The 25265-nt window shown below is 63.5% G+C and carries 26 protein-coding genes, 1 rRNA gene and 1 riboswitch; of the genes, 20 read left to right on the top strand and 7 right to left on the bottom strand.

Annotated elements, in window-relative coordinates; translation table 11 throughout:
* A 16S ribosomal RNA gene (locus OX459_RS24615) occupies positions 1-85 on the bottom strand; the annotation flags it as partial.
* Between the two features lie 484 nt (positions 86-569).
* Here OX459_RS24615 and cobT point away from each other — a divergent pair.
* The 13 genes from cobT (at position 570) to OX459_RS24550 (ending at position 13565) form a co-directional block, all read left to right on the top strand.
* A complete protein-coding gene (gene cobT, locus OX459_RS24610) occupies positions 570-1610 on the top strand; it encodes a nicotinate-nucleotide--dimethylbenzimidazole phosphoribosyltransferase (protein ID WP_289906911.1) in 1041 nt (346 codons plus the stop codon).
* A 4-nt stretch (positions 1611-1614) separates the two neighbouring features.
* On the top strand, positions 1615-2421 hold the full coding sequence (locus tag OX459_RS24605) for an adenosylcobinamide-GDP ribazoletransferase (RefSeq protein WP_289906910.1): 807 nt from the start codon (positions 1615-1617) through the stop codon (positions 2419-2421).
* Positions 2422-2426: 5 nt separating this feature from the next.
* On the top strand, positions 2427-2981 hold the full coding sequence (locus tag OX459_RS24600) for a histidine phosphatase family protein (RefSeq protein ID WP_289906909.1): 555 nt from the start codon (positions 2427-2429) through the stop codon (positions 2979-2981).
* A gap of 44 nt (positions 2982-3025) precedes the next feature.
* A riboswitch (cobalamin riboswitch) is annotated at positions 3026-3268 on the top strand.
* An 82-nt stretch (positions 3269-3350) separates the two neighbouring features.
* Entirely contained in the window at positions 3351-5333 is a 1983-nt protein-coding gene (locus OX459_RS24595; RefSeq protein WP_289906920.1) for a TonB-dependent receptor, read from the top strand.
* A 131-nt stretch (positions 5334-5464) separates the two neighbouring features.
* Entirely contained in the window at positions 5465-6490 is a 1026-nt protein-coding gene (locus OX459_RS24590; protein ID WP_289906908.1) for an iron ABC transporter permease, read from the top strand.
* Positions 6487-7254, top strand: coding sequence for an ABC transporter ATP-binding protein (locus tag OX459_RS24585; protein ID WP_289906907.1), 768 nt, complete (start codon positions 6487-6489; stop codon positions 7252-7254). The genes OX459_RS24590 and OX459_RS24585 overlap by 4 nt, the downstream gene beginning before the upstream one ends.
* Position 7255: 1 nt before the next feature.
* Positions 7256-7888, top strand: coding sequence for a cob(I)yrinic acid a,c-diamide adenosyltransferase (gene cobO, locus OX459_RS24580; protein WP_289906906.1), 633 nt, complete (start codon positions 7256-7258; stop codon positions 7886-7888).
* 7 nt (positions 7889-7895) lie between these two features.
* Positions 7896-8462: a bifunctional adenosylcobinamide kinase/adenosylcobinamide-phosphate guanylyltransferase gene (cobU, locus tag OX459_RS24575; RefSeq protein WP_289906905.1), complete on the top strand. Its 567-nt coding sequence runs from the start codon at positions 7896-7898 to the stop codon at positions 8460-8462.
* Entirely contained in the window at positions 8456-9409 is a 954-nt protein-coding gene (cbiB, locus tag OX459_RS24570; RefSeq protein WP_289906904.1) for an adenosylcobinamide-phosphate synthase CbiB, read from the top strand. Before cobU ends, cbiB begins: the two co-directional genes overlap by 7 nt.
* Positions 9402-10388 carry a threonine-phosphate decarboxylase CobD gene (gene cobD, locus OX459_RS24565; RefSeq protein ID WP_289906903.1) on the top strand — a complete coding sequence of 329 codons (987 nt, stop codon included), beginning with the start codon at positions 9402-9404 and terminating at the stop codon, positions 10386-10388. The genes cbiB and cobD overlap by 8 nt, the downstream gene beginning before the upstream one ends.
* On the top strand, positions 10385-11296 hold the full coding sequence (locus OX459_RS24560) for a cobalamin-binding protein (protein ID WP_289906902.1): 912 nt from the start codon (positions 10385-10387) through the stop codon (positions 11294-11296). The genes cobD and OX459_RS24560 overlap by 4 nt, the downstream gene beginning before the upstream one ends.
* Positions 11293-12114 carry an ABC transporter substrate-binding protein gene (locus OX459_RS24555; protein ID WP_289906900.1) on the top strand — a complete coding sequence of 274 codons (822 nt, stop codon included), beginning with the start codon at positions 11293-11295 and terminating at the stop codon, positions 12112-12114. The genes OX459_RS24560 and OX459_RS24555 overlap by 4 nt, the downstream gene beginning before the upstream one ends.
* Positions 12111-13565 (top strand): cobyric acid synthase, encoded by a 1455-nt coding sequence (locus tag OX459_RS24550; RefSeq protein ID WP_289906899.1) that lies wholly within the window; start codon positions 12111-12113, stop codon positions 13563-13565. Before OX459_RS24555 ends, OX459_RS24550 begins: the two co-directional genes overlap by 4 nt.
* 3 nt (positions 13566-13568) lie before the next feature.
* Here OX459_RS24550 and OX459_RS24545 read toward each other — a convergent pair whose 3' ends face one another.
* On the bottom strand, positions 13569-14726 hold the full coding sequence (locus OX459_RS24545; RefSeq protein ID WP_289906898.1) for a hypothetical protein: 1158 nt from the start codon (positions 14724-14726) through the stop codon (positions 13569-13571).
* A gap of 206 nt (positions 14727-14932) precedes the next feature.
* Here OX459_RS24545 and OX459_RS24540 point away from each other — a divergent pair, with 206 nt between their 5' ends.
* The 6 genes from OX459_RS24540 to yacG all read left to right on the top strand — a co-directional run bounded on the left by OX459_RS24540 (position 14933) and on the right by yacG (position 20358).
* Positions 14933-16405 carry a DHA2 family efflux MFS transporter permease subunit gene (locus OX459_RS24540; RefSeq protein WP_289906896.1) on the top strand — a complete coding sequence of 491 codons (1473 nt, stop codon included), beginning with the start codon at positions 14933-14935 and terminating at the stop codon, positions 16403-16405.
* Between the two features lie 73 nt (positions 16406-16478).
* On the top strand, positions 16479-17675 hold the full coding sequence (locus tag OX459_RS24535) for a type II secretion system F family protein (protein WP_289906895.1): 1197 nt from the start codon (positions 16479-16481) through the stop codon (positions 17673-17675).
* A 106-nt stretch (positions 17676-17781) separates the two neighbouring features.
* Entirely contained in the window at positions 17782-18651 is an 870-nt protein-coding gene (locus OX459_RS24530) for an A24 family peptidase (RefSeq protein WP_099665416.1), read from the top strand.
* A gap of 31 nt (positions 18652-18682) precedes the next feature.
* Positions 18683-19330 (top strand): dephospho-CoA kinase, encoded by a 648-nt coding sequence (gene coaE / locus OX459_RS24525; protein WP_289906894.1) that lies wholly within the window; start codon positions 18683-18685, stop codon positions 19328-19330.
* Between the two features lie 62 nt (positions 19331-19392).
* A complete protein-coding gene (zapD, locus tag OX459_RS24520) occupies positions 19393-20148 on the top strand; it encodes a cell division protein ZapD (protein ID WP_289906893.1) in 756 nt (251 codons plus the stop codon).
* Positions 20149-20166: 18 nt separating this feature from the next.
* Positions 20167-20358, top strand: a complete 192-nt coding sequence (yacG, locus tag OX459_RS24515; RefSeq protein WP_034748814.1) for a DNA gyrase inhibitor YacG — start codon at positions 20167-20169, stop codon at positions 20356-20358.
* Between the two features lie 3 nt (positions 20359-20361).
* On the opposite strand, the gene OX459_RS24510 is transcribed toward yacG, so the two are convergent.
* The 5 genes from OX459_RS24510 to argJ form a co-directional block, all read right to left on the bottom strand.
* A complete protein-coding gene (locus OX459_RS24510) occupies positions 20362-20778 on the bottom strand; it encodes a hypothetical protein (protein WP_289906892.1) in 417 nt (138 codons plus the stop codon).
* A gap of 6 nt (positions 20779-20784) precedes the next feature.
* Positions 20785-20994 carry a DNA-binding protein gene (locus OX459_RS24505; RefSeq protein WP_289906891.1) on the bottom strand — a complete coding sequence of 70 codons (210 nt, stop codon included), beginning with the start codon at positions 20992-20994 and terminating at the stop codon, positions 20785-20787.
* A gap of 120 nt (positions 20995-21114) precedes the next feature.
* Positions 21115-21537: an NUDIX domain-containing protein gene (locus OX459_RS24500; protein WP_099665419.1), complete on the bottom strand. Its 423-nt coding sequence runs from the start codon at positions 21535-21537 to the stop codon at positions 21115-21117.
* A complete protein-coding gene (locus tag OX459_RS24495) occupies positions 21534-22415 on the bottom strand; it encodes an ATP-binding protein (protein ID WP_289906890.1) in 882 nt (293 codons plus the stop codon). The genes OX459_RS24500 and OX459_RS24495 overlap by 4 nt, the downstream gene beginning before the upstream one ends.
* Positions 22412-23650 (bottom strand): bifunctional glutamate N-acetyltransferase/amino-acid acetyltransferase ArgJ, encoded by a 1239-nt coding sequence (gene argJ, locus OX459_RS24490; protein WP_289906889.1) that lies wholly within the window; start codon positions 23648-23650, stop codon positions 22412-22414. Before argJ ends, OX459_RS24495 begins: the two co-directional genes overlap by 4 nt.
* A gap of 244 nt (positions 23651-23894) precedes the next feature.
* On the opposite strand from argJ, the gene OX459_RS24485 reads away from it, so the two are divergent.
* Positions 23895-25235: an alpha/beta hydrolase gene (locus OX459_RS24485; protein WP_289906888.1), complete on the top strand. Its 1341-nt coding sequence runs from the start codon at positions 23895-23897 to the stop codon at positions 25233-25235.
* The last annotated feature ends 30 nt before the right edge of the window (positions 25236-25265 follow it).

The raw sequence follows: 25265 nt of genomic DNA, 5'->3' as shown, positions 1-25265 counted from the left end.
AGCAAGCTCCGTGCTGCCGTTCGACTTGCATGTGTAAGGCATGCCGCCAGCGTTCAATCTGAGCCAGGATCAAACTCTTCAGTTTAATCTCTGTTACTTTGCCGTTTTACCGGCACCATCATTTCTGATGGGTCGCTCACTCAAAAAACTGACAGGCTACTTCCGAAGAAGTATCCTATTTCATTATTTCTTGTGAACATTTGATATATTTTAAGTATTACGTCAATCCGAAGATTGACGCTGCACTTACATCAAATGCCCACACTTATCGACTGTTAATTGTTAAAGAACTGTATTCGGTACTGCTTTCGCGCTATCGACAAAGCGTTGTGTTTGTCAGCTACGAAGAAGGAAGAGTATGAAGCATTTCGCTACGTCCGTCAACACCTTCTTTTTACTGCATCGCCGTTCCCGGTGATCCTCAACTGCCGCATTTGACTGCGTCTCATTGGGGAGGCGAACTATAGCAAAGCCGTCCACGCCCCGCAAGCGCTATTTTGCAGTTGGGCAAATATTGCTGTGTGATATCGTAGCGCCGACCATACCCTGCCTCATCCACATAGATTCCCATGCCTATCCCACACATCAGCCCTACCGCCAATCCCGCCCTGGCCAGCGCACTCGAACATGCCATCAACAGCAAGACCAAGCCATTGGGCAGCCTCGGCATGCTGGAAACCCTGGCCCGTCAAATCGGCCTGATCCAGCAAAGTACGCAACTGGCGCTGCACCAGCCCGCCATCATCGTTTTCGCTGCCGACCATGGCGTCGTTGCCGAAGGCATTTCTGCCTATCCACAAAGCGTGACCTGGCAGATGGTGGAAAACTTCCTAGGCAATGGCGCCGCCATCAATGTCTTTGCCCGCCAGAACGATTGCGCCTTATATATAGTAGACGCTGGCGTGAACCACGATTTCGGCCCGCGCGACGGCTTGCTTGACCGAAAACAAGGCCCCGGCACCCGCAACTTTGCCAAAGAGTCCGCCATGAGCCAGGAACAGTGTCTGGCCGCCATGCAGGCGGGGATGGACCTGGTCGCTAGCCTGGACGGCAATGTGCTGGGCTTTGGCGAAATGGGCATCGGCAACACCACGGCCGCGGCAGCACTGATGCACAAGCTGACCGGCACGCCCGTTGCCGATTGCGTCGGCGCCGGCACGGGCCTGTCGAAGGAAGGGATACTGCACAAGCAGCAGGTGATCGAAGCGGCCGTCGCCCATCATACGGCAGTCGATGAGCCGCTCGACGTGCTGGCCACCTTCGGCGGTTTCGAAATCGCCATGATGGCCGGCGCCATGCTCAAGGCGGCCGAACGGCGCATGATTCTGCTGATCGATGGCTTCATCGTCAGCAGCGCACTGCTGGTGGCGGCGCGCCTGCAGCCAGCCATCCTCGATTACTGCGTGTTTTCGCACTGCTCCGATGAAAACGGTCACCGCCAGCTGCTGGCCAGCCTTGGCGCGCGTCCGCTGCTGCACCTCGATTTGCGCCTCGGCGAAGGCACGGGTTCGGCGCTGGCCTTGCCGCTGCTGCACGCGGCCGTCAACTTCATGCGCGAGATGGCGACCTTCGCCTCGGCCCAGGTCAGCGAAAAATCCGCGCCAGACTAAGACCATGGCCAATCCCGTTTCCGCCGCAATCCACCAGTGCCGTCTGTTCTTCATCGCGCTGCAGTTCTTCACGCGCCTGCCCATCCCGCGCTGGGTGGGTTTCGAGCCGGCCTGGCTGCAGCACGCCTCACGCTACTTTCCCCTGGTGGGCGTGGTGGTGGCAGCCATCAGTGGCGCCGTGTATCTGCTGGCCAGCTGGCTGCTGCCTTCTGCGGTGGCCGTGCTGCTGGCCGTCGCCGCCGGCATTTACCTGACAGGCGCCTTCCATGAAGATGGTTTCGCCGACATGTGCGACGGCTTTGGCGGCGGCTTGACGCGCGAGCGTGTGCTGGAAATCATGAAGGATTCGCGCATCGGCGCGTATGGCGCCATCGGCATCGTCTGCCTGCTGGCCATCAAATGCGCGGCGCTGGTTTCGCTGCCGCCCGCCGTCATCGTGGCGACCCTGTGCATCGCCCATCCCTTATCCCGCCTGGCCGCGGTCTCGCTAATTCGGTTCATGGATTACGCGCGTGACGAAGGCAAGTCCAAGCCCATGGCGCAGGAAATGCGCACAGATGAATTCATCATCGCCACCGTCTGCGGCCTGCTGCCTGCCATCGCCTGCGGCGCTCTGGGGATATTCGACTGGGCCACGCTGGTCTTTGCCGTCGTGGTGGCGGCAGCTGCCGCTTTCTGGCTGGGCCGCAAATGCCAGCGCCGCCTGCAAGGCTACACGGGCGACTGCCTGGGCGCCGTGCAGCAAGTGGCGGAAGTGGCGGCCTATCTGGCCATCCTCTCCAGCTTTCAGCCTCCCGTGCGCTTCTATTAACAAGCATGCGCCTGATCCTCGTCCGCCACCCCGCGCCACACGTCACCAGCGGTACCTGCTATGGCCGCAGCGACGTAGCGGTGGCGCCGCACGAAATGGCCAAGGTGCGCGCCAGCTTGCAGGCAACTTTGCCGCCGCATGTACCGCTGTATACCAGTCCGCTGCGCCGCTGCGCCGAACTGGCGACGGTCCTGGCGCAGGACTTGCCTTCCAGCGCACCGCGCTTCGATGCGCGGCTGGTGGAGATGGATTTCGGCGCGTGGGAAATGCAACCCTGGCACGCGATTGCGCGCGCGGAAATCGATGCATGGGCAGCCGACCTGGCCTGGTACCGCCCCGGCGGGGGCGAGAACGTGCTGGCGATGGCCGCCCGCGTCGATGCGTTTCTAGGCGATCTGTTGCGCGAACAACACGAAACGGTCGTCATCATCTGCCATGCGGGCACCATCCGCCTGCTGTCTGCACTGCAAGCCCGGCTGCCATTGGAGGAAACAGCCCTGCTGGCCGCCCATTCCGCCCATAAAATCGCCTACGGTGCGACTGTCGTCGTCGATTTCTGATATTGAATTGTCCAGCCGACCATGTCAGTCCATGCCTGCTGCACGTATAATGGCGGGGTTTTGGTGCCCGCGTTCATGTCCATGAGCGCAGTTAAACGGGAAACACGATGCCGCGATTGCGGCGAGCGTGTGCTGCCCCCGCAACGGTAAGCAAGTGTCGCCCCTCCCTACCGGAAGCGGACGACAAGCTATCTCTGACAACCACTGTGCTTGCAATCATCGAGCATGGGAAGGTGAGATAGCCGTACTTGCCAGCCCGGATACCGGCCAGGACAGGTGGAAGTGCGGGCCTTGCCGGGCGCCGCGCCTTCCGTTGAATCTGGCTTGCGGGGACGCGAGCCGGGTGCTTTTTCCGAAGAAAACGATATCATGACTGCTCCCGTATTACACCGCCGCGCGCCGGCAATGGCGCCGCGCGCCCTGGTTTCTGCCATCTCCCTGTGCTTCATCGCCGCCGCTCCTGCCTTCGCGCAAAGCGCTGGCAAAACGCTGGACCAGATCGTCGTCACGGGCTCCCGCTTCAACAGCGACCCGGCATTGCAACCGATCGGCGCCACCGTCATCACGGCCGATGAAATCCGCCGCGCGGGCGTCACGGACGTAAACCAGGCCATCCGCAAGATCGGCGGCGTCTACGGCCGTCAAGGCCTGCTAGGCAATCCTGATAACTTTACCCTGGACCTGCGCGGTTTTGGCGCCACCGCCAGCCAGAACATGGTCGTGGTCCTCGACGGCGTGCGCCTGTCGGAAAATGAATTGGCTGATCCCCTGCTGACAACCATCCCCATCGATAGCGTCGAACGCATCGAAATCACACGCGGCGGCAGCAGCGTCCTGTACGGCGACGGCGCCACGGGCGGCGTGATCAACATCGTCACCAAACGTCCTGGCAAACAGGCTGGCCGCGGTACGATCTTCGCCGAAGCAGGCCAACTGGGCCAGCGCGAAGTGCGCGGTTCCGTTGTTCAATCCTGGGACAACGTGGCGCTGAACGCCGCCATCGGCCGACTGGAAACGGACAACTACCGCGATAACAACGAATACAAACAAAATACCTTCAGCGGCGGCGCACAATGGAGCGGCAAGGATGTTCGCGCCGGCCTGCGTATCGACAGCACGCGCCAGGATATTCGTTTCCCGGGCAGCCTCACAATGGCCCAGTTTGAAGCCAATCCACGCCAGACAAAGACGCCAAAAGATTTCGGTTCGATCGACAGCGACCGCTACACCGCGTTCGCCGAAGGCCGCCTGGGAGCAGTGGATCTGGCAGCGGAATTGTCTCGCAGCGAAAAGACGGCCAAGACGAACTTCGGAAGCCCAAGGCAAGCCAAGACTAAACAAAACCAGTTTTCGCCACGCCTGCGTCACTTGGGCCTGTTTGACGGCATGCTCAATGAGATCGTTGCAGGTGTCGACTTCATCAAATGGGATTCCAACATCGACAGTTCTTATTCACTGGCCAAGGCGAATCAAAAATCTCAGGCATTCTACGCGCGCGATGAGTTGAAGTTCGCGGGTCCGCAAAATTTCCGTATCGCCGCAGGCGTACGCCACGAAACCTTCGACAAGGACTTCAACGACCCTATCGGATACCCCACGACAGCCTACAACATCAAGCAGAACTTCAATGCCTGGGACGTACAGGGCAGCTTCGATGTCGTACCGCAGGTGAATCTGTACGCCAAGGCTGGCCAAAGCTATCGCGTGGCGAACGCCGATGAGAATAACTCCACCCCCGTTGCAAACAAGCCTCTGCAAGGCCAGACTTCGCACGACCTGGAGCTGGGCGCGACCTACGACAACAGTATCGTCAAGCTCGATGCGCGCATCTTCCGCCACAAGCTGACCAACGAAATCTATTACGATCCGACGGCAGGCGAATCGGGCTGGGGTGCCAACACCAACCTGGATCCAACCAAGCACCAGGGTATTGAACTCGATGCCAGCGCGAATATCGCCGCTGACTGGCGCGTCAGCGGCCACTACCAGCACGTAAAGGCAACCTTCACCGAAGGCGTCAATTCCGGCAAGGAACTGACGCTGATCCCAAAGAACACCCTGTCGGCCCGTCTGTCGTGGGTGCCAAAAGATGGTCAGAGCGCGGACATCGGCGCGCAATGGGTCGACAGCCAGCGCTATGGCAGCGATTTTGCCAATACCTGCGCTGCCAAGATCCCGTCGTTCACCACCTTTGACGCCCGTTATGCACGCAAGTTCGGCGCCTGGGAAGTGGCGGTCAATGCCTTGAACCTGACCGACAAGCAGTACTTCACGAACGCCTACAGCTGCAAAGGTGGCATCTATCCTAGCAATGGCCGCCAGATGAAACTCTCGGCACGCTACGATTTCTAAAGCGGCCAGGAGTTGATTACAATGGCCCGTACGCGCAATCGCATGCGGGCCATTTTTCGTATACGCCCCACCAACGCATCTGAGGAAGTCCGCAGCCACTTGCACCGCTCCCGTTTCACCTAAGGCAGTACATGCACCCATTTTTCCGCAATATGCGCCACCGCGCCACCGTGATCCTCACGGTGCTGATCGTGTGCGCGATTGCCAGCCTGATTTTCTCCGGCATGATCGGCTCGATCGCGATTCCGCTCGCCGACCTGCCTTCCGCCCTGTTCCACGTCGTGCAGGGCAAGACCGATACCCTCGCCGCCACCCTGCTCGACCTGCGCCTGGGCCGCGCGCTGACCGCCTTTGTCACCGGCGCGGCGCTGTCGCTGGCCGGCCTGATGATGCAGGCACTGCTGCGCAATCCCCTGGCCGATCCTTACGTGCTGGGCATTTCCGCCGGCGCTTCCGTTGGCGCGCTGGCCGCGCTGCTGTTCATGTGCGCGCTGTGGGTCGTCGACGCGGCTGCCTTTGCCGGCGCCGTCGGCGTGTCCATGCTGCTGTACTTTTTTGCGCGCCGCGACCTGCGCGGCGGCACGGCGGCCGAAGGCGGCGCCTCGCTCTTGCTGCTGACGGGCGTGATCCTGGCCTCGGCCTGCATGGCCATCGTCACCCTGATGCTCTCCATTGCCCCGGAAAGCCGCTTGCGCAGCATGGTGTTCTGGATGATCGGCGACCTGTCCGGCGCGCCCGCGCGGCTGATGCCCTGGCTGGTCCTGGCGGGCGCCCTGGTCTTCGCACTGCGCTGCGCGCGCTCGCTGAACGTCATGGCGCTGCACGCGGAAGCGGCCAGCACCCTGGGCGTGCGCGTAGGCGCCCTGCGCAAGGGACTGTTCTTCTGTTCCGGCCTGCTCACGGCCAGCGCCGTCACCAGCGCCGGCAGCGTGGGTTTCGTGGGCCTGATCGTGCCGCATGCGCTGCGCTTTGCCTGCGGCCCCGACCATCGCCTGCTGATACCGGCTGCCGCGCTGGCCGGCGGCACCTTCCTCGTACTGGCCGACACGCTTGCGCGCACCGTGCTGGCACCGTTACAGCTGCCCGTCGGCGTGGTCACGGCCATGATAGGCGCGCCCGTCTTCCTGTACCAGCTGCACCGGTTGCGACGCACATGATACGTACCTACCAACTCGGCCTGAAGGCAGGCACGCGCTCCCTCGTGGAAAACCTCATCTGGCACATCAAGGATGGCGAATGCTGGAGCGTGATCGGACGCAATGGCGCGGGCAAGAGCACCTTGCTGCGCACCCTGGCCGGCTTGCGCGAACCGGATGCGGGCCACGTGACGATACAGGGCCGCGCCCTGGTCGACTGGCCGCTCGACGAACTGGCACGCGAACGGGCCTTCCTGGCGCAGGCGCGGCACGATGCGTTCTCGTACCGCGTCATCGAAACCGTGCTGTCGGCGCGCCACCCGTATCACGACAACCATTACTGGGAAGGCAGCGACGACCAGCGCATCGCCCTGGCCGCGCTGGCATCGATGGAAGTGGAGCACCTGGCCGAGCGCGACGTGCGCAGCCTGTCCGGCGGTGAACGCCAGCGCGTGGCAATCGCCGCCATGCTGGCGCAGGATACGCCCTTGCTGCTGCTGGACGAACCGGCCAACGCGCTGGACCTGGCGCACCAGGTCAGCGTCATGGGCCTGCTGTCGACACTGTGCCGCGAACAGAATAAAACCGTGGTGATGGTGGGGCATGACCTGAACCTGGCGCACAGCGTCTCGACCCATGCGCTACTGCTGATGGGCGACGGCGGCTGGCTGGCCGGTCCGGTGGCCGAGGTAATGCGGGCATCCATCCTGGGCGACTACCTGGGCCACCCGATCGAGATCATCGATCACGGCAAACGCAAGATATTCATACCGAAAGAGAACTGACATGAGCGACAAGAAGACAATCGATGCGGACACCGCCGCCATCAATGAACGCCACCGAGTGCGCATGGAGCGCAAGAAGGCCATCATCGATGCAGCCATCGCCAAGGCGGACAAGGAAATCGGCATCATCATCGTCAACACGGGCAATGGCAAGGGCAAGAGTTCGAGCGGCTTCGGCATGGCTATCCGCGCCATGGGCCATGGCATGAAAGTGGGCGTGGTGCAGTTCATCAAGGGCGCCATGTCGACGGGCGAAGAAAAATTCCTGCGCCGCTTCCCCGATGAAATCAGTTTTCATGCGATGGGCGAAGGCTATACCTGGGAAACGCAGAACCGCGAGCGCGACATCGAAAAAGCCGAACTGGCGTGGGAACAGGCGAAGACCTTCCTGGCCGACCCCAACTACGGCCTGGTGCTGTTCGACGAACTCAATATCGCCCTCAAGTACAACTACCTCGACGTACATAAAGTCATCGCCGACCTGCTGGAACGCCCGGCCATGCAACACGTGATCATCACGGGCCGCGGCGCGCCGGACGAACTGATCGCCATCGCCGACACCGTCACGGAAATGGCCGTTGTCAAGCATGCCTATGCGGCCGGCATCGGCGCGCAAATCGGCACCGAGTGGTAACAGCGCCATGACGCGCACCCTGGTCTTCGGCGGCGCCCGTTCCGGCAAGAGCGCCCATGCGGAAACGCTGGCCCGCGAGTCCGGCAAGGAAGTGATCTACATCGCCACCGCGCAGGCGGGCGATGCTGAAATGGCCACGCGCGTCAGGCACCACCGAGCGCAACGCCCGGCCGAGTGGGTAACCCTGGAAGAACCGCTGCGCCTGGGCGACGCCATCCTGCGGGAAGCACTGTCAGGCCGCCTGCTGCTGGTCGACTGCCTGACCCTGTGGCTGACCAACCTGATGTTTTCCAGCGGCGAGACCTATCCGGGCGTAGGCGACATCGCCCTGCCCGAGCTGTTCCACAGCGAGCGCGCGCACCTGCTGTATGCGCTGGCCGAAATCGAAGACACCGGCTGCGACCTCGTTCTCGTGTCGAACGAAGTGGGCATGGGCATCGTGCCCTACGGCGCCATCTCGCGCTGCTTCACCGATGAAGCGGGCCGTTTGAACCAGGCCGTGGCGGCCGTGTGCGACAAGGCTGTCTTTGTGGCCGCCGGCCTGCCCCTGTACCTGAAAGGCGGCCCATGCTAAGCGGCTTGTCGCTGCCCATGCTGGCCGCCTTGATGACGGCCGGCGTGCTGCTCGACATGCTGCTGGGAGAAACGCGCCGCTGGCATCCGCTGGTGGGCTTCGGCCGCCTCTCCAGTGCGCTGGAGCGCCTGCTGAACCGGGGCCGCGGACGCTTCCTGCGCGGCGCGCTGGCCTGGTCGCTGGCCGTGCTCCCCATCAGCTATGCCGCCTACTGGCTGTGCGGCCTGGCAGGCGCCGCCCTCCATGTTTTCCTACTGTACCTATGTCTGGGCCTGCGCAGCCTGCGCGACCACAATCAGCCCATCGCCGACGCCCTGGCCATCGATGACCTGGACAACGCGCGCCTGCTGACGGCGCGCATCGTCAGCCGCGACACGGCCAATGCCGACGCGGCCAGCCTGGCCAAGGCCAGCACCGAATCCCTGCTGGAAAACGGCAACGATGCCGTCTTCGGCACCCTGTTCTGGTTTGCCGTGGCGGGCGGCCCCGGCGCCGTACTCTTCAGGCTGGCCAATACCCTCGACGCCATGTGGGGCTACCGCAATGCACGCTACGACTGGTTCGGCTGCTGCGCCGCGCGCATCGACGACCTGTTGAACTATCTGCCGGCGCGCCTGACGGCCCTTTCCTACGTCTTGCTGGGCAAGACCATGGCCGACAAAAAACGCGCGTGGCAGTGCTGGCGCAGCCAGGCACCCAACTGGGGCAGCCCGAATGCGGGCCCCGTGATGGCCAGCGGCGCCGGCGCCCTGGGCCTGGCCCTCGGCGGCGACGCCATCTACGACGGCGAACTGGAACGCCGCCCGCCTTTGGGTAGTGGCCGTCCCGCCGAAGCGCGCGATATCGACCGCGCCTGGCGCCTGGTGGCTGAAACGGCCGTGCTGTGGCTGATCTGGATGGCGCTGCTGGCAGGCCTGTTCTACCTGAAGGGAAAATACTTTGCTTGAACATGGCGGCAACCTGCGCGACGCCGTGCGCGAATACGGCAGGCCACTGGAAGACTGGATCGACCTGTCGACCGGCATCAACCCGCACTGGTATGCAGCGCCAGCACCGAACGCCAACGCCTGGCACCGGCTGCCGGAAGCCGATCCCGCGCTGGCCGCTGCCGCCTGCGCGTATTACGACGCGCCAGCCATGCTGCCCGTGGCCGGCACGCAAGCCGCCATCCAGGCCCTGCCCCGGCTGCGCGCACCCTCGCGCGTGGTGGTGGCCGCGCCGTCGTATGCTGAACATGCGCACCACTGGGGCCAGCACGGCCACCAGTTGCAGCAAGTGCCGTATGCGCAGCTGGCCGATGCCGTCGACCACTGCGACGTGCTGGTCGTCTGCAACCCGAACAATCCCACGGGCGAGCGCATCGCGCCCGAGCTGCTGCTGGAGTGGGCGGACAAACTGACCGCGCGCGGCGGCTGGCTGGTGGTCGATGAAGCGTTTGGCGATACGGAATCGTGCGCCAGCCTGGGCTCCCACTCTGCCCGGCCGGGACTCATCGTGCTGCGCTCCGTCGGCAAATTCTTTGGTCTGGCGGGACTGCGCCTGGGCTTTGTCGCCGCCCATCCCCCGCTGCTGGCGCAACTGGCCGACATGCTGGGCCCGTGGACAGTCAGCGGCCCGGCGCAGCACGTGGCGCTGGCGGCCCTCGCCGACACGCACTGGCAGGACGCGATACGCGAGCGCCTGCGCGGCGAAGGCACGCGCCTGCGCCAGCTATTGGCAGCGCACGGCATCACCAGCAGCGGCACGGCGCTGTTCCAGTGGTGGCCGGAAGAGCGCGCCGAAGCGTTCTGGCGCCACATGGCGGAATCGGGCATCTGGGTGCGCCTGTTCCGCCACGCCGCCCACGGCATCCGCCTGGGCCTGCCCCCCGACGAACATTCCTGGCTGCGCCTGCAGCAGGCCCTCACCACATGGAAACACATATGAACCACTTGAAAACAGCACTGCTGCTGGCCGGACTGGTCTCGCTGCAGGCGCAGGCCGCCATCACCGTGCGCGACGACGACGGCAATACCGTCACCGTGGAAAAACCGGCGCGGCGCATCCTGGCGCTGGCGCCGCATGTGACGGAACTGCTGTTCGCGGCCGGTGGCGGCGACAGGATCGCCGGTGTCGTCAGCTACAGCGACTACCCGGAAGCGGCAAAGAAGATCACACAAGTGGGCGACAACCGCCAGTACGACATGGAACGCATCATCGCCCTGAAGCCGGACCTGATCGTCGTGTGGATGCATGGCAGCGCCGAGCGCCAGATCGCCATGCTGCGCCAGCTGAAGGTGCCCATCTATCACAGCGAACCGCGCAAGCTGGCCGACATCCCCGACAGCATGGATCGCCTGGGGCAGCTGATGGGAACGGAAAAAATCGCCAAACCGGCGGCGGCCCGGCTGCGCACCAAACTGGCCAGCCTGACGGCGCAATACGCGCAGCGCCCGCCCGTGCGCGTGTTTTACCAGGTGTGGGACAAACCTTTATATACCTTGAGCGGCGCGAGCATCATCAGCGATTCCATGCGCGTGTGCGGCGCGCAAAATGTCTTTGCCGCGATGAAGGTGGTGGCGCCCGTCGTCACGCCGGAAGGCGTGCTGCAGGAAGACCCGGAAGTCATCTTCGGCACCAGCGAAAAAAGCGATCCGCGCAGCGAAGGCGGCCTGGCCATGTGGCGCGCCTTCCCGTCGATGACGGCCGTGCGCAAGAATAACCTGTTCCGCCTGAACGGCGACCTGCTGAACCGCGCCGGCCCGCGCATGATCGAGGGCACGGCCGCCATGTGCGAACAGCTGGAAGTGGCCCGCCAGCGCCGCAACACGCCCGCCGCCAAGGCCGCGCCATGAGTCACGCAGCGAGTCACTACCAGCGCATCGCCTGCCTGTCGACGGAAGCCGTGGAAACGCTGTATGCGCTGGGCGCCGAAGACGTCATCGCGGGCATTTCCGGCTTTACCGTGCGCCCTCCCCGCGCGCGCGAGGAAAAGACCAAGATCAGCGGCTTTTCCTCTTCCAGCCTGGAGCGCATCCTGGCCGTCCAGCCCGATCTCGTGATCGGTTTTTGCGACATGCAGGCCGATATCTGCCGCGACCTGGTGAAAGCCGGTATCGAAGTGCACCAGTTCAACCAGCGCACGGTGGAAGGCATCCTGCGCATGATCGGCGTGCTGGCCGCACTGGTGCAGCGCGAGGAAGCGGGACGTGAACTGATCGCCAGCCTGCGCGTCGACATCGCCGCCGCCCGGGCCCGCACCGCAGCCTGGACGCGCAAGCCCGTGATTTACTTTGAAGAGTGGAACGATCCGCTGATGAGCGGCATCGGCTGGGCGGCGGAATTGATCGACATCGCCGGCGGCACAGACGCCTTCCCGGAATTGTCCGCGCAGCCGGGCGCGAAAGAGCGCATCATCGCCGATCCGCAAGAGGTGGTGCGGCGCGCGCCCGACATCATCATCGCCACCTGGTGCGGCAAGAAGTTCCAGCCGGCGCAGCTGACGACACGTCCGGGCTGGGATGCGATTCCCGCCGTACGCAATGACATGCTGTTCGAGATCAAGTCGCCCGACATTCTTTCGCCCGGTCCAGCCGCCATCACGCAAGGCTTGCGCCAGATCAGCGACATCATCGCGCAGTGGCAGGAGAATCAGAAAGAGCAGCAAGCATGAAGAGTCCCTTCCCCGCCCTGATGGTGCAAGGCACGACGTCGGACGCGGGCAAGAGCACCGTCGTCGCGGCCCTGTGCCGCCTGTTGAAACGCCGTGGCGTGACGGTAGCGCCGTTCAAGCCGCAAAACATGGCCTTGAATAGCGCGGTGACGAGCGACGGCGGCGAGATCGGCCGCGCGCAAGCCTTACAGGCGCTGGCCTGCGGCATCGCGCCCCACACGGACATGAATCCGGTGCTCCTGAAACCATCGTCGAACACGGGTGCGCAAGTGATCATCCACGGCAAAGTGCGCGCCGAGATGGATGCGCGCGACTACCAGCAATATAAAACCATCGCCATGGGCGCCGTGCTGGAATCGTACGCGCGCTTGCGCCAGCAGTACGATGCCGTCGTCGTCGAAGGCGCGGGCAGCCCCGCCGAAGTCAATTTGCGCGCGCGCGACATCGCCAACATGGGCTTTGCGGAAGCCGTCGATTGTCCCGTGATCCTGGTGGCCGACATCGACCGTGGCGGTGTCTTCGCCCACATCATCGGCACCCTGGCCTGTTTGTCCGACAGCGAACGGACGCGCATCCTTGGCTTCGTCATCAACCGCTTCCGCGGCGATATCTCGCTGCTACAACCCGGCATCGAGTGGCTGGAACAGCAGACGGGCAAACCCGTGCTGGCCGTGCTGCCCTACCTGCAAGGCCTGTTCCTCGACGCGGAGGACGCCGTCGAAGCCATGCAGGCCGAACGCGGCGCCTTCAAGGTGGTGGTGCCGCAACTGCCGCGCATCAGCAACCACACGGATGTCGACGCGCTGCGCGCCCATCCCGATATCGACCTGCAATTCATCAAACAGGGGCAGCCGATTCCAGCGGCCGACCTCGTGATCCTCCCCGGCAGCAAAAACACGCGCGGCGATCTGGCGTGGCTGCAGCAGCAAGGCTGGCCCGCCTACCTGGCAAAACACCTGCGCTATGGCGGCAAGGTGCTAGGCATTTGCGGCGGCTTCCAGATGCTGGGGCAAAGCGTGTGCGATCCGCTGGGCGTGGAAGGCGCGGCGGGAGAGTCGGCGGGACTGGGTATGCTCGACATGGCGACGGAGCTGACGCGCGACAAGCGGCTGGAACAGGTGCGCGGCCACTGCGCGTTTGCCGGCGCGGCCGATGCGCCCGTGGCAGGCTATGAAATCCACATGGGCGTCTCGCATGGCGCCGCGCTGGCGCAGCCGGCTTTTGTCATCGACGGCCGTCCGGAAGGGGCGGTATCGCAGGACGGACAAATCCTCGGCAGCTATTTGCACGGCATGTTCGACACGCCCGCCGCGTGTGCGGCGCTGCTGCGCTGGGCGGGGCTGGACTCCGGCCACACGGTGGATACCGCCGCCCTGCGCGAGGCCAGCCTGGAGCGCATCGCCGATGCGGCCATCCCGCTGCTGGCGGCCCTGGACCACCTCAAACGCTAGCCGTCATTTTTTCAGGCACATGCCCATGTACGAGCGGTCGGTCGAAAATTCGACGGCCATGCTCGATGACACGGGCATGAACATCGAATAGTCGGCCGGCACGTCGGCGGGGTCCTTGAACACGGCAATGCCATCGAAATCGACGGCCTGCGCACCCAGGCCCAGCTTGTTCAGGGTCACGTTTTCCGCGTGCACCTTGCCCGTGCCGTTATTTGTGATGGTCGCCACATTGCTGGCGATGTCGATCTTGCCCGTCGTGCCACCCTGCGCCGCACAGGCGTAGCTGCCATTGATTTCCGGGCCGATTTTCTGCTGTCTGGCCGCCACGATGGTGCCCACGCGCAGGACGTTTTCCTGGTTGCGGCTGTAGCGATCGATGAACAGCGCCAGCCCCCGATCCCCCGCATGCACGTGCACGATGCCGAAGTCCTGGCTGCCCTGGCGGGCGACGAGCAAGCCGTTCTTCGCATCCTTGACCAGGGTCAGGCTGGCGTTTTCCGCTTCCAGCAGCGGCGATACTGGCGAGCACACGCCTTGCGCATTGAATACGCCGCCATTGCACAGTTGGGCCGCGCCGTCGGCAGCGATCCTGAGACTGCCTTTCGGATTGAAACGGTCACCGCCGTTCGAGGCATTGCGCATGCCGCCCAGGAAGATATAGTTGCCGGCCAGCCTGGCCACGTCACCCACCGCATAACCGGTGCCGCTGACGGTCGAGACCATGTTGCCCAATTTGACGTTGCCAGACAGAAGACGCGTACGCGCATCGACGGTGACGCTGAAATCCGTTGCCGTGTAGGTGGTGAGATTGCCGGTGGTGGACGCGGTAAACGTGCCGCTGCGGTCGCTCAAGCCGAACTGCGTCGACAGCACGCGGATAGTGTAGGTTTTCTTGACGCTGTCGAACGTGATGCGCCAGGTGTCGCCGATATCGGCAGCCACGTCGTACACGCTTTCATCGGCGCTGGCGCCGGCAATGACGCTCAAGCCGGCCTCCCTGGCCACGGCAACTGACGCCACCGTCACGCTGTCGGCGGGAACGACGGGAGGCGTCACGACGGCTGGCGGTGTCACCGCTATCCCAAGCGTGCCGCCATTGCTGCCGCCACCGCATGCGGACAGGGCCGCGCCCAGGACAAGGAAGGTAAGTGCATTTTTCATGTGGAGTGACTTTCGGGAAAAAGGGGCCGGAGCTGCCAGAAAACACATGCTAGCCTTGCCAGCAATCTATTGCTATAGAACAAATGTTCCATGGACTACGCCCCCGGCACGTTGCCAAAAGGGAAGGCGCGGGCGGCACGCCTGCGTCATTTATGTGACAATTCATCGTACTGTCGGCTCCGTTTCTCCTCTTCAGGCTCGCATCCATGACCAGTTCCCCGATTAAAAGCTACCTTCCCTGGGTGGTCGCCACCGCCCTGTTCATGGAGCAACTCGACTCCACCATCGTCAACACCGCCATCCCCGCCATGGCCGCCAGCCTGAATGTGACGCCGCTGAGCCTGAAGGCCGTCGTCACCAGCTACATCCTGAGCCTGGCCGTGTGCATTCCCATCAGCGGCTGGATGGCCGACCGCTTCGGCACGCGGCGCGTGTTTTCCGCCGCCGTTGCCATCTTTACCCTCGCCTCCATCCTGTGCGGCCTGTCCGTGAATGCGCCCATGCTGGTGGCCACGCGCCTGCTGCAAGGGGTGGGCGCGGCCATGATGATGCCGGTGGGCCGGCTCACCATCATCCGCACCTTTCCCAAGTCGCAACTGCTGGCGGCCATGAATTTCGTCATCATCCCCGCGTTGATCGGTCCCCTGCTGGGGCCCACGGTCGGCGGGCTGATCGTGCACTGGCTGTCGTGGCGCGAGATTTTCTTCGTCAACGTGCCCGTCGGCCTGGTGGCGCTGTATCTGGCGCACCGCTACATGCCCGATTACTACGGCGACAAGCCCCGTCCGCTGGACCTGATCGGCCTCGTGTTGTTCGGCACGGGCATCGCGCTGCTGTCATGGCTGCTGGAAATTTTTGGCGAACACCGCATCGACGGCACCTCGTTTGCCGTGCTGCTGTTCATCTCCATCAGCCTGCTGGCCGCGTATGTCTGGCATTCGAGCGAAGTGCTGCATCCGCTGCTGCGCCTGACCCTGTTCAAGATCCGCACCTTCCGCGTTTCCGTGGTGGGCGGCTTCGTCACGCGCCTGGGCGTGGGCGGCCTGCCCTTCCTGCTGCCGCTGCTGTACCAGCTGGGCCTGGGCTTGCCCGCCTGGCAATCGGGCTTGCTGATGATGCCGTCGGCCGCTGCCGCCATGGGCATGAAATTCATTTCCGCGCGCGTGCTGGCCCGCTTCGGCTATCGCCAGGTACTGATCGTCAACACCGTGCTGATCGGCGTGACCATCGCCATGTTTTCGCAGGTGAGCGCGGGCACGTCCCTGTACGTCATCGTCGCCATCAGTCTGTGCATGGGCTTTTTCAATTCGCTGCAGTTTTCCTGCATGAATACCATCGCGTATGCCGACGTCGACAAGAACGATTCGAGCATGGCCAGCACGATCGCCAGCTCGATGCAGCAACTGTCGATGAGCTTTGGCCTCGCCTTCGGTTCGCTGATCACGGGCTGGTACCTGGGCGACATGCCGCAGTCGGATCGCGCCATGCTCAGCACGGCTCTGCACCACGCCTTCCTCACCTTGGCCGCCCTGACGGTGCTGTCCTCGCTGACCTTCTGGACCTTGCGCCGCGACGATGGCGAAAGCATCAGCAAGGGCACGGACAGCGACGAGGAGGATGCGGCCGACGTCAAGGCCCAGGCCGTTGTGCAGACGGAAGTGCAAACCACAAAAGGCTGAGCCACATCAAGCTTGCCGCCAGCGCCGCTGGTACTTTTGCCTGACGCTGCTATCGTGATGGCAGGAGGTGCACATGGCGGCCGAGCGGCGCTTTGCGTGGAAGGGCACGGACCGCCATGGCAAGCCGGTCGATGGTGTCTTGCGCGCCGCCGACGCCTGCGCTGCCAAGGCCACATTGAGAAGCCAGGGCATCCTGGCCACCCGGGTGCAGGCCGCGCGCAGCGCACCGGGCAAGGCCATCACGCGCAAGGATATCGCGCTGTTTACGCGCCAGCTGTCGACCATGATGGCGGCTGGCGTGCCGCTGCTGCACGCCTTCGACATCGCCGGCAAGGGCCATGCCAAGCCCGCGATCACGGCGCTGATGCGCGACTTGCGCCACGACATCGAAGCGGGCAGCAGCCTGCAGCAGGCTTTCCGCCAGTTCCCGCTGCTGTTTGACGAACTGTATTGCAACCTGCTGGCGGCAGGCGAACAGGCCGGCATCGTGCAAGACTTGCTGGCGCGCCTGGCCACGCACCAGGAAAAGGCCATCGCCCTGCGGCGGAAGGTGCGCGGCGCGCTGATGTATCCGCTGGCCATCGTGCTCGTCGCCTTCGTCGTCACAGCCATCATCATGAGCGTGGTCGTGCCCGCTTTCCGCCAGGTCTTCGACAGCTTCGGCGCACCGTTGCCGCTGCCCACCCTGCTCGTCATGGGCGTGTCCGCCTTTGTTGTCCGCTACTGGCTGGCCTTGCTGGCGGTGCTCGTGCTGGCTTGCGTGCTGCTGCACCTGGCCTGGCGCCGCTCTCCCGCGTGGCGGCGCAACATCCAACTGCAGGCCTTGCGCCTGCCCGTGTTCGGTCCCCTCTTGCGCAAGGCGGCGATCGCCCGCTGGACGCGCACCTTGGCCGCCATGTTCGCCGCCGGCGTACCGCTGCTCGACTCGCTCGGTCTGGTGGGCGCCGCCTCCGGCCACGCGCTGTACCAGGAAGCGACGACGCGCATCGAACGCGAAATCCGCGCCGGCGGCAGCCTGGCCCTGGCCATGGAACACAGCGGCGTGTTCCCTCCCTTGCTGACGCAGCTGACCCTGATCGGCGAGGAATCCGGCGCGCTCGACGCCATGCTGTCGCGCGCGGCCGACATCATCGAGGCCGATATCGACGCCACCGTGGCTACCCTTTCCACGCTGCTGGAACCGGCGCTGATGGTGGTGCTTGGCGTGCTCGTCGGTTCCCTCGTGATCGCCCTGTATTTGCCGATTTTCAAGCTGGGGGCCGTGATTTGACCATTCACCCTCCTAAAACGTCCCCATGTGCCGGCGGATGTTTTACACTGCGGCAGTGCCAGGCAATGTTTGCACGGCAACATTCATCACCTCAGACAAGTTCACCATGCTGCAAGATACCCTGCTGTTCGCCGCGCCCGGCAATCTGCCCGTCGCCCTCGTCGCCGCCCTGTTCGGCCTGATCGTCGGCAGCTTTCTGAATGTGGTGATCCACCGCGTGCCGAAAATGATGCAGCGCGAATCCGATAATTATGTGGCGGAAGAAAGCGGCTTGCCCTTGCCGCACACGGACCGCTACAACCTGATGCTGCCGCATTCGAACTGCACCGCTTGCGGCCACCGCATCACGGCCATGGAAAATATTCCCGTTGTCAGTTATCTGCTGCTGCGCGGCAAATGCAGCGCCTGCAAGGCGCCCATCTCCGTGCGCTATCCGCTGGTCGAGCTGCTGACGGGCGCGCTGTCGGCCCTCCTGGTCTGGCACTTCGGCAGCGGCTGGACGGGCCTGGCCACGCTCGTGTTTGCCTGGCTGCTGATCGCCATGACCTTCATCGATGCCGATACGCAAATGCTGCCCGACGACCTCACCTTCCCCCTGCTGTGGGCCGGTTTGCTGATCAATATCAATGGCACTTTCGTGCCCCTGCAGGACGCCGTCATCGGCGCGGCCGCCGGCTACCTGGCCCTGTGGGCCGTGTACTGGGCCTTCAAGCTGGCGACAGGCAAGGAGGGAATGGGCTATGGTGACTTCAAATTGCTGGCGGCGCTCGGTGCGTGGCTGGGCTGGACCATGCTGCCGACGATCATCCTGTTGTCGTCGCTGGTGGGCGCCGTGGTCGGCATCGGCCTGATCGTGTTTGCCAAGCGGGGGCGCGACAAACCGATTCCGTTCGGCCCCTATCTGGCGGCGGCAGGCCTGATCGCGCTGCTGTACGGCACGCCCCTGTCGCGCCTCACACTGGGCCTGACCAGCTGACCCGCGCAACACTGCCCCTATGGAAAAACACATGCAACTACATAACGCACCGTATTTCAGCGTGGGTCTCACCGGCGGCATCGGTTGCGGCAAGAGCACGGTGGCCGACCAGTTCGCCGCGCTGGGCGCCTCCATCGTCGACACGGACCAGATCGCGCACAGCCTGACGGCGCCCAATGGCGCGGCCATGCCGGCCCTGGTGGCGGAGTTCGGCCCCGACTACGCCGATGCGCGCGGCGCCCTCGACCGCTCAAAAATGCGCAACCTCGTATTCGCCGACGCCGCCGCCAAGGCAAAACTGGAAGCCATCCTGCACCCGCGCATCCGCCAGGCGACCCTGGCGGCCGCCGCCGAAGCGACGGGCAGCTACGTGATCTTTGCCGTCCCCCTGCTCGTCGAGTCCGGCGGATGGGTGGAACGCGTCAACCGGGTTCTCGTCATCGATTGCCTGGAAAGCCTGCAAGTGTCGCGCGTGATGGCGCGCAATGGCTTATCGGAAGAACAAGTCAAAGCCATCATGGCGACGCAGGCCACGCGCGCCATGCGCCTGGCGGCGGCGGACGATGTGATCGACAATAATGGCGATTTGGCCGCCCTGGCGCCGCAGATTGCCCAGTTGCACGATTTATATCTGGCATTTTCAAAAAGAATGGCCGGAATCGGGCCGCAACGTTTGTAATTTGTCGACGCTTGGTTCAAAATCACGGGATTGTTTGCAGGTCCTTACTTAAGGGAATTATTTTGATTGTCTACGAATACCCTTTCAACGAACGCATACGTACCTTGTTGCGGCTGGAAGACCTGTACGACAAATTCAAGTTCTTCATCCAGCAAGAGCATGCAATGCAGCACCATGTTGCCTTGGCAACTATTTTCGATATGCTCGAAGTGGCTGGCCGCGCCGACCTGAAGTCCGACCTGCTGCAGGAACTCGAGCGCCAGCGCCAAAGCCTGCTCGGTTACCGCAGCAATCCCAACGTGGAACCGGAAACGCTGGATGCCATCCTTGGCGAACTCGACAGTGTCAGCGGCGCCCTGGTGGCGGCGCAAGGCAAGACGGGCCAGAATATCCGCGACAATGAATGGCTGATGAGCATCCGCGGCCGCACCATCATCCCCGGCGGCGCCTGCGAATTCGACTTGCCGTCCTACTTTGCCTGGCAAAAACGCAGCTCGGAACAGCGCCTGAGCGATATCCACGCCTGGTTCGCACCGCTCGCACCGCTGTTCGACGCGCTGGCCCTCGTATTGCGCCTGCTGCGCGATTCCGGCGGACCCGTTAAACTGATCGCCAATGGCGGCAGCTACCAGCAAATGCTGCAAGGCAAGGTATACCAGATGCTGCGCCTGAGCCTGGACGAAAGCAGCGGTGCCATCCCGGAAATTTCCGCCAATAAATATATGCTGTGGGTACGCTTCACCACCCAGGGCGGCGACTTGAAGCCCAAGCCGCTGGAAGAAGATGTACCATTCGAGCTCACGCTCTGTAATTTTTAACTGTTACTTATTTGCCCCATCATGACCGTCGTTAATTGCCCTACCTGTGCCGCCAAAGTCGAATGGACTGAAGCCAACAAATTCCGCCCCTTCTGCTCGGAACGCTGCAAGCAGATCGACCTGGGCGCCTGGGCCGAAGAGAAATACACGATCCCCGCCGCCGACCCGTTCGAAGATCCGCTGGCAGACGAAGACAACAAGCCGCAATAATTCTCAGCGAAACGGATTTTCCAGGCGCAGCCCCTGCGCCGCGAAACTGTCGAGCCTGCCACTGACCACCGTCAAACCATAGGCGATACCCATCGCCGCGATCTGCCCATCGACGCCATGCGCATGGCCCCGCTCACACAGGCGGGCGCACACGAGCGCGCAATCGAGGTCGAATTCCAGCAGCCGCGGCGCATAGTCTGCCAGCACGGCTTCCAGCCAGCCTTCCAGCGCCAGTGCTTCCAGCGCCGCTTCGCGCCGCCAGCTGCGCTGTATGCCTGCGCGCAATTGCGCGATCACCTGTACCGGCACATAGCGCATTTCCGGCGCCACACGTTCGAAAAAAGTGCACACGCCATCCGGCGCAGCGCTGCCCTTGCGCGCCGCAACGATCACATCCGTGTCGACCAGGTAGGCGGACATCGCACGTCAGGAACGGCGCTCGAAATCCGCATCAAGCCCCACGTCGGGCATGCCGCGCAGAATATCGTCGAGCGGACGCTTCGGCAGCGGACGCAAGGCGCTGCGCAGAATGTCGCGGTGCTCGTCTTCGATGCTGCGCCCATGCGCGCGGGCACGCTTGTGCAAGGCGGCGATCAGCAATTCATCGGTATCGGTAAAGGTCAGTGTCAGCGGCATGCGCAACTCCCCAATGCTAGATGAAAGCACTGTAGCGCAAAGCGCGCGCGATACAAGGAAAGTAACAGGAAAGCTTGCGCCAGCACGCAGCGTGGTGCTGCCCGCTGGCACAAGTGTCAATCAGGCAAGCGCCAGCGATTCCCGGCGTACCTCGTCGAGCCATTCCAGCAAGGGAATGGTGGCCGGCAGCAAGGGTTCCACGCCGACCGTGCCCTGCCAGGCGAACGCCTGCCCTTCCAGGCTTTGCGGCTCGCCCCGCCACTCGCGGCTGATATAGAAATGCAGGCGCACATGGGCATGCGGATACACGTATTCGACGCCGCACCAAGCCTCGGCACTGTCGATATATAAACCCAGTTCCTCGACAAACTCGCGTTTCAAGGCGTCAAAAATGGCTTCGCCCGGTTCGACTTTGCCGCCAGGAAACTCCCAATAGCCATCATACGGCTTGCCAGCCGGGCGCTGGCCCAGCAACACGTCGCCATTCGGCTTCATCAGGATGCCGACGGCGACATCCACTGGTGTGACTTTCACTTCGCTCATTGCGGCAACTTTCCCGCAGGTAGTTTCCCAGCATAGTCGCGCGCGAATTGCCACGCCACCCGGCCCGAACGGGAACCGCGCTGCAAGGCCCAGCGCAGGGCGTCGCCGCGCGCCTGCGCGATCTGTTCCGGCGTGCAGCCGAACGAAGCGAGCCAGTGCGCCGCGATATCGAGATAGTCATCCTGCTTGAACGGGTAGAACGACAGCCACAGGCCGAAGCGCTCGGACAGCGAGATTTTCTCTTCCACCGTCTCGCCCGGATGCAAATCGCCGTCGTCGTCCGTCTTGTAGCTGCTGTTGTCGGACATGCGTTCCGGCATCAGGTGACGGCGGTTCGACGTGGCATAGATCAGCACATTGTCCGATTGCGCGGCGATGCTGCCGTCGAGCGCCACTTTCAGCGCCTTGTAGCCGCTCTCGCCCTCTTCGAACGACAGGTCGTCGCAAAAGATGATGAAGCGCTCGGGGCGTGCCGCCACCAGGTCGACGATGTCGGGCAAGTCGGCAAGATCCGCCTTGTCCACTTCGATCAGGCGCAGGCCTTGATCGGCGAACTGGTTCAGGCATGCCTTGATCAGCGACGACTTGCCCGTGCCACGCGCGCCCGTCAACAGTACGTTGTTGGCGGGGCGTCCGCTGACGAACTGGCGCGTATTTTGCTCGATCTGCGCCTTTTGCGTGCCGATATTGTGCAAGTCATCCAAGGCGATGGACGACACGTGGGCCACGGCCTGCAGATGGCTGGCCGCGCCCTGGCGCCGGCGCCAGCGGAAGGCAAAGCTGTTCCAGTCCGTCGCCGGCAAGGCCGGCGGCAAGATCGACTCGAGGCGCGCCAATACCCGTTCGGCGCGGATCAGGAATTGATCGAGGCCGGTCATGAGCGGTAGTCGGCGTTGATCGACACGTAGTCATGCGACAAATCGCACGTCCACAGGGTGGCCGTGGCATCGCCGCGCGCCAGTTTCACGCGGATGGTGATTTCGCTTTGCTGCATCACGCGCTGGCCATCCTGTTCCTGGTAGTCCGGGTTGCGGCCGCCGTTCTTGGCCACCCACACGTCGTCCAGATACAGGTTCAATTGACCCACATCAAGGTCGTCCACGCCCGCGTAGCCGATGGCGGCCAGGATGCGGCCCAAGTTCGGGTCGGAGGCAAAGAATGCCGTTTTCACCAACGGCGAATGGGCGATGGAATAGGCGATCTTGCGGCACTCTTCCACGTTGCGGCCGTCTTCCACGGTCACGGTCATGAACTTGGTGGCGCCTTCGCCATCGCGCACGATGGCTTGCGCGAGAAAAGTAGACAGTTCGGTCACGGCGGCGGCCAGCTGCGCATAGTGCGGCGAATCGATGGAATCGATGACCAGGCTGCCGGCGCCCGTCGCTACCAGCATGAACGAGTCATTGGTGGACGTGTCGCCGTCGATGGTGATGCAGTTGAACGATTTGTCGGCCGCCTGTTTCACCAGCTGGTCCAGCACCGGTTGCGCCACGGTGGCGTCAAACGCGAGGAAACCCAGCATGGTGGCCATGTTCGGCTTGATCATGCCGGCGCCCTTGCTGATGCCCGTCAGGGTGACCGCGTGATCGCCGATGGTGACGGTGCGCGAGCCGGCTTTCGGCTGCGTGTCGGTGGTCATGATGGCTTCGGCGGCCGAGAACCAGTTGTCCGGCGTCAGTGCGGCCACAGCTTGCGGCAAGCCGGCGACCAGGCGCTGCACGGGCAAGGGTTCGAGGATCACGCCGGTGGAAAACGGCAGGATTTGCTGCGGCGTGCAGCCCAGCAGCTCGGCCAGCGCGGCGCAGCTGGCCTGCGCGTCGGCCAGGCCCGATTCGCCCGTGCCCGCATTCGCGTTGCCCGTATTGACCAGCAGCGCGCGGATCGGCGCGGCGCCGGCCGTCACGGCGGCCAGGTTGGCCTTCGAGATTTGCACGGGCGCGGCGCAGAAGCGGTTCAAGGTGAACACGCCGGCCACAGTGGCCGTCGGCGCCAGTTTCAATACCAGCAAATCCTTGCGGTTGGGTTTCTTGATGCCGGCTTCGGCAACACCGATTTCAATGCCGGCGACGGCTTTCAAGTCGGCGGCGACGGGCTTGGGGGAATTGACGGCCATGGTGATTTCTTCTGCGAGGGAAAAGGGAAGCGCTATTGTAGCGCCTTCGCGGCGCAGGTGAACATGCGACAAGGGAATCGTCGCGCCGGCCAGGGCAGTCGCGAAGCGGGTCGGCAACATGACCAGGCTTGCGATTTATCAGAACGCCGCCGCCCGGCGGCGCTAAGGTATAGGAACAGACGATCACGCGTCTCGCACAAGCGCCCGGGGAGGGGATGTCATGGCGCATGGAAAATCCTACCGCATGCATCGCAGCGATTCAGGCTCGCCATGCCCGTTGCGTCTATGGTGTTTATGCTGCCTGTTTTGCCTGCTGGCCTCGTTGACGGCCTGTACGCTGCCAGGCGAACCGGCCGATCATGCCATCGGCCACGCCACCGATCTGGCATCCACAGCACCGCCGGCCGCTGAAACGCCGCCAGCAGCCGAATTTCCACCCACGACCGGGGTGGGACGGCCACCGCCAACCTTCCCATGGAGCAGCTCATGGTCAGGCATCGGCGGCTTGGTCGGCAACCTGGGCAACCTGGCCGGCAGCAGCGGCATGCTCACAGGCAGCAGCGGCATGGCCAAGCCTGGTAACGATCCACCGCCGGCCGGCGCCGTGCACGTCACCGTGTACTACGCCACCGACAGGCAATACCAGGCCAGCAGCCGCAGCTATGGCTGGCAGCCCAACCGCGCCGCGCCCCACCTGAGTTACGGCAGCGTCCTCATCAGCATCCCTGAAAAAAGAGCGCCGGGCGAACTGCCGCTGCCGCCCTGGTACGACATCCTGTCCGGCGACGATGCGCAAAAATATGTGCTGATCAAGGGAACCACGCGCCTGTCGCACGCGGATTTCCTCGCCACCGTCAAGGCAAGCATTCAAGCCGCACCGGAACGCCGCGCCGCCTTCATCTATATCCACGGTTACAGCAATTCCTTTGACGACGCTGCCCGGCGCACGGCGCAGATGGCCATCGACCTCGATATCGGCGCCCTGCCCGTGTTCTACAGCTGGCCATCGAAAGGCTCGATGGCCGGCTACGAATACGACCAGAATTCCGCCGAATGGACGCAGGCGCACCTGCAGGCATTCCTGGCCGATTTCGCGGAGCACTCCTCGGCCACCGATATCTACCTCATCGCCCACAGCATGGGCAACCGTCCGATGACCGTGGCCCTGGCCAACCTGCTGGAAAAGCGCCCCGACCTGCTGCCCCTGTTCAAGCAGGTGGTGCTGGCGGCGCCGGACATCAATGCCGATGTCTTCCGCGACCAGATCGCCCCCCGCTTTGCCAGCCTCAAGCTCTCCGCCACCCTGTACGCGTCCGCGAACGACAAGGCCATCCGCGCTTCCTACAATTTTGCCGACTGGGACAGGATAGGCGACATCCGCGGCCCCGTCGTCGGCATTCCCGGCATGGAGCTCGTCGATGCATCGGCCGTCATCATGAACTTCATGGGGCACGATTACTTCGCCAGCAACCGCGTCTTGCTGACCGATATCGCCACCATGATCAAGACGGGGCAACGGGCAAAGAACCGCGGCGGCTTGAAGGGCATTCCCTCGCAGGCGCCGCAATACTGGGCCTTTCCCTGAGCAGGGAGCGGGCAAGGCATGCCGGACATA

Source organism: Janthinobacterium sp. SUN026 (assembly GCF_030397625.1).
GTDB classification, from domain to species: domain Bacteria; phylum Pseudomonadota; class Gammaproteobacteria; order Burkholderiales; family Burkholderiaceae_D; genus Janthinobacterium; species Janthinobacterium kumbetense.
Note: the sequence above shows the minus strand (reverse complement) of the source record. Positions and strands in the feature narration are given on the sequence as shown.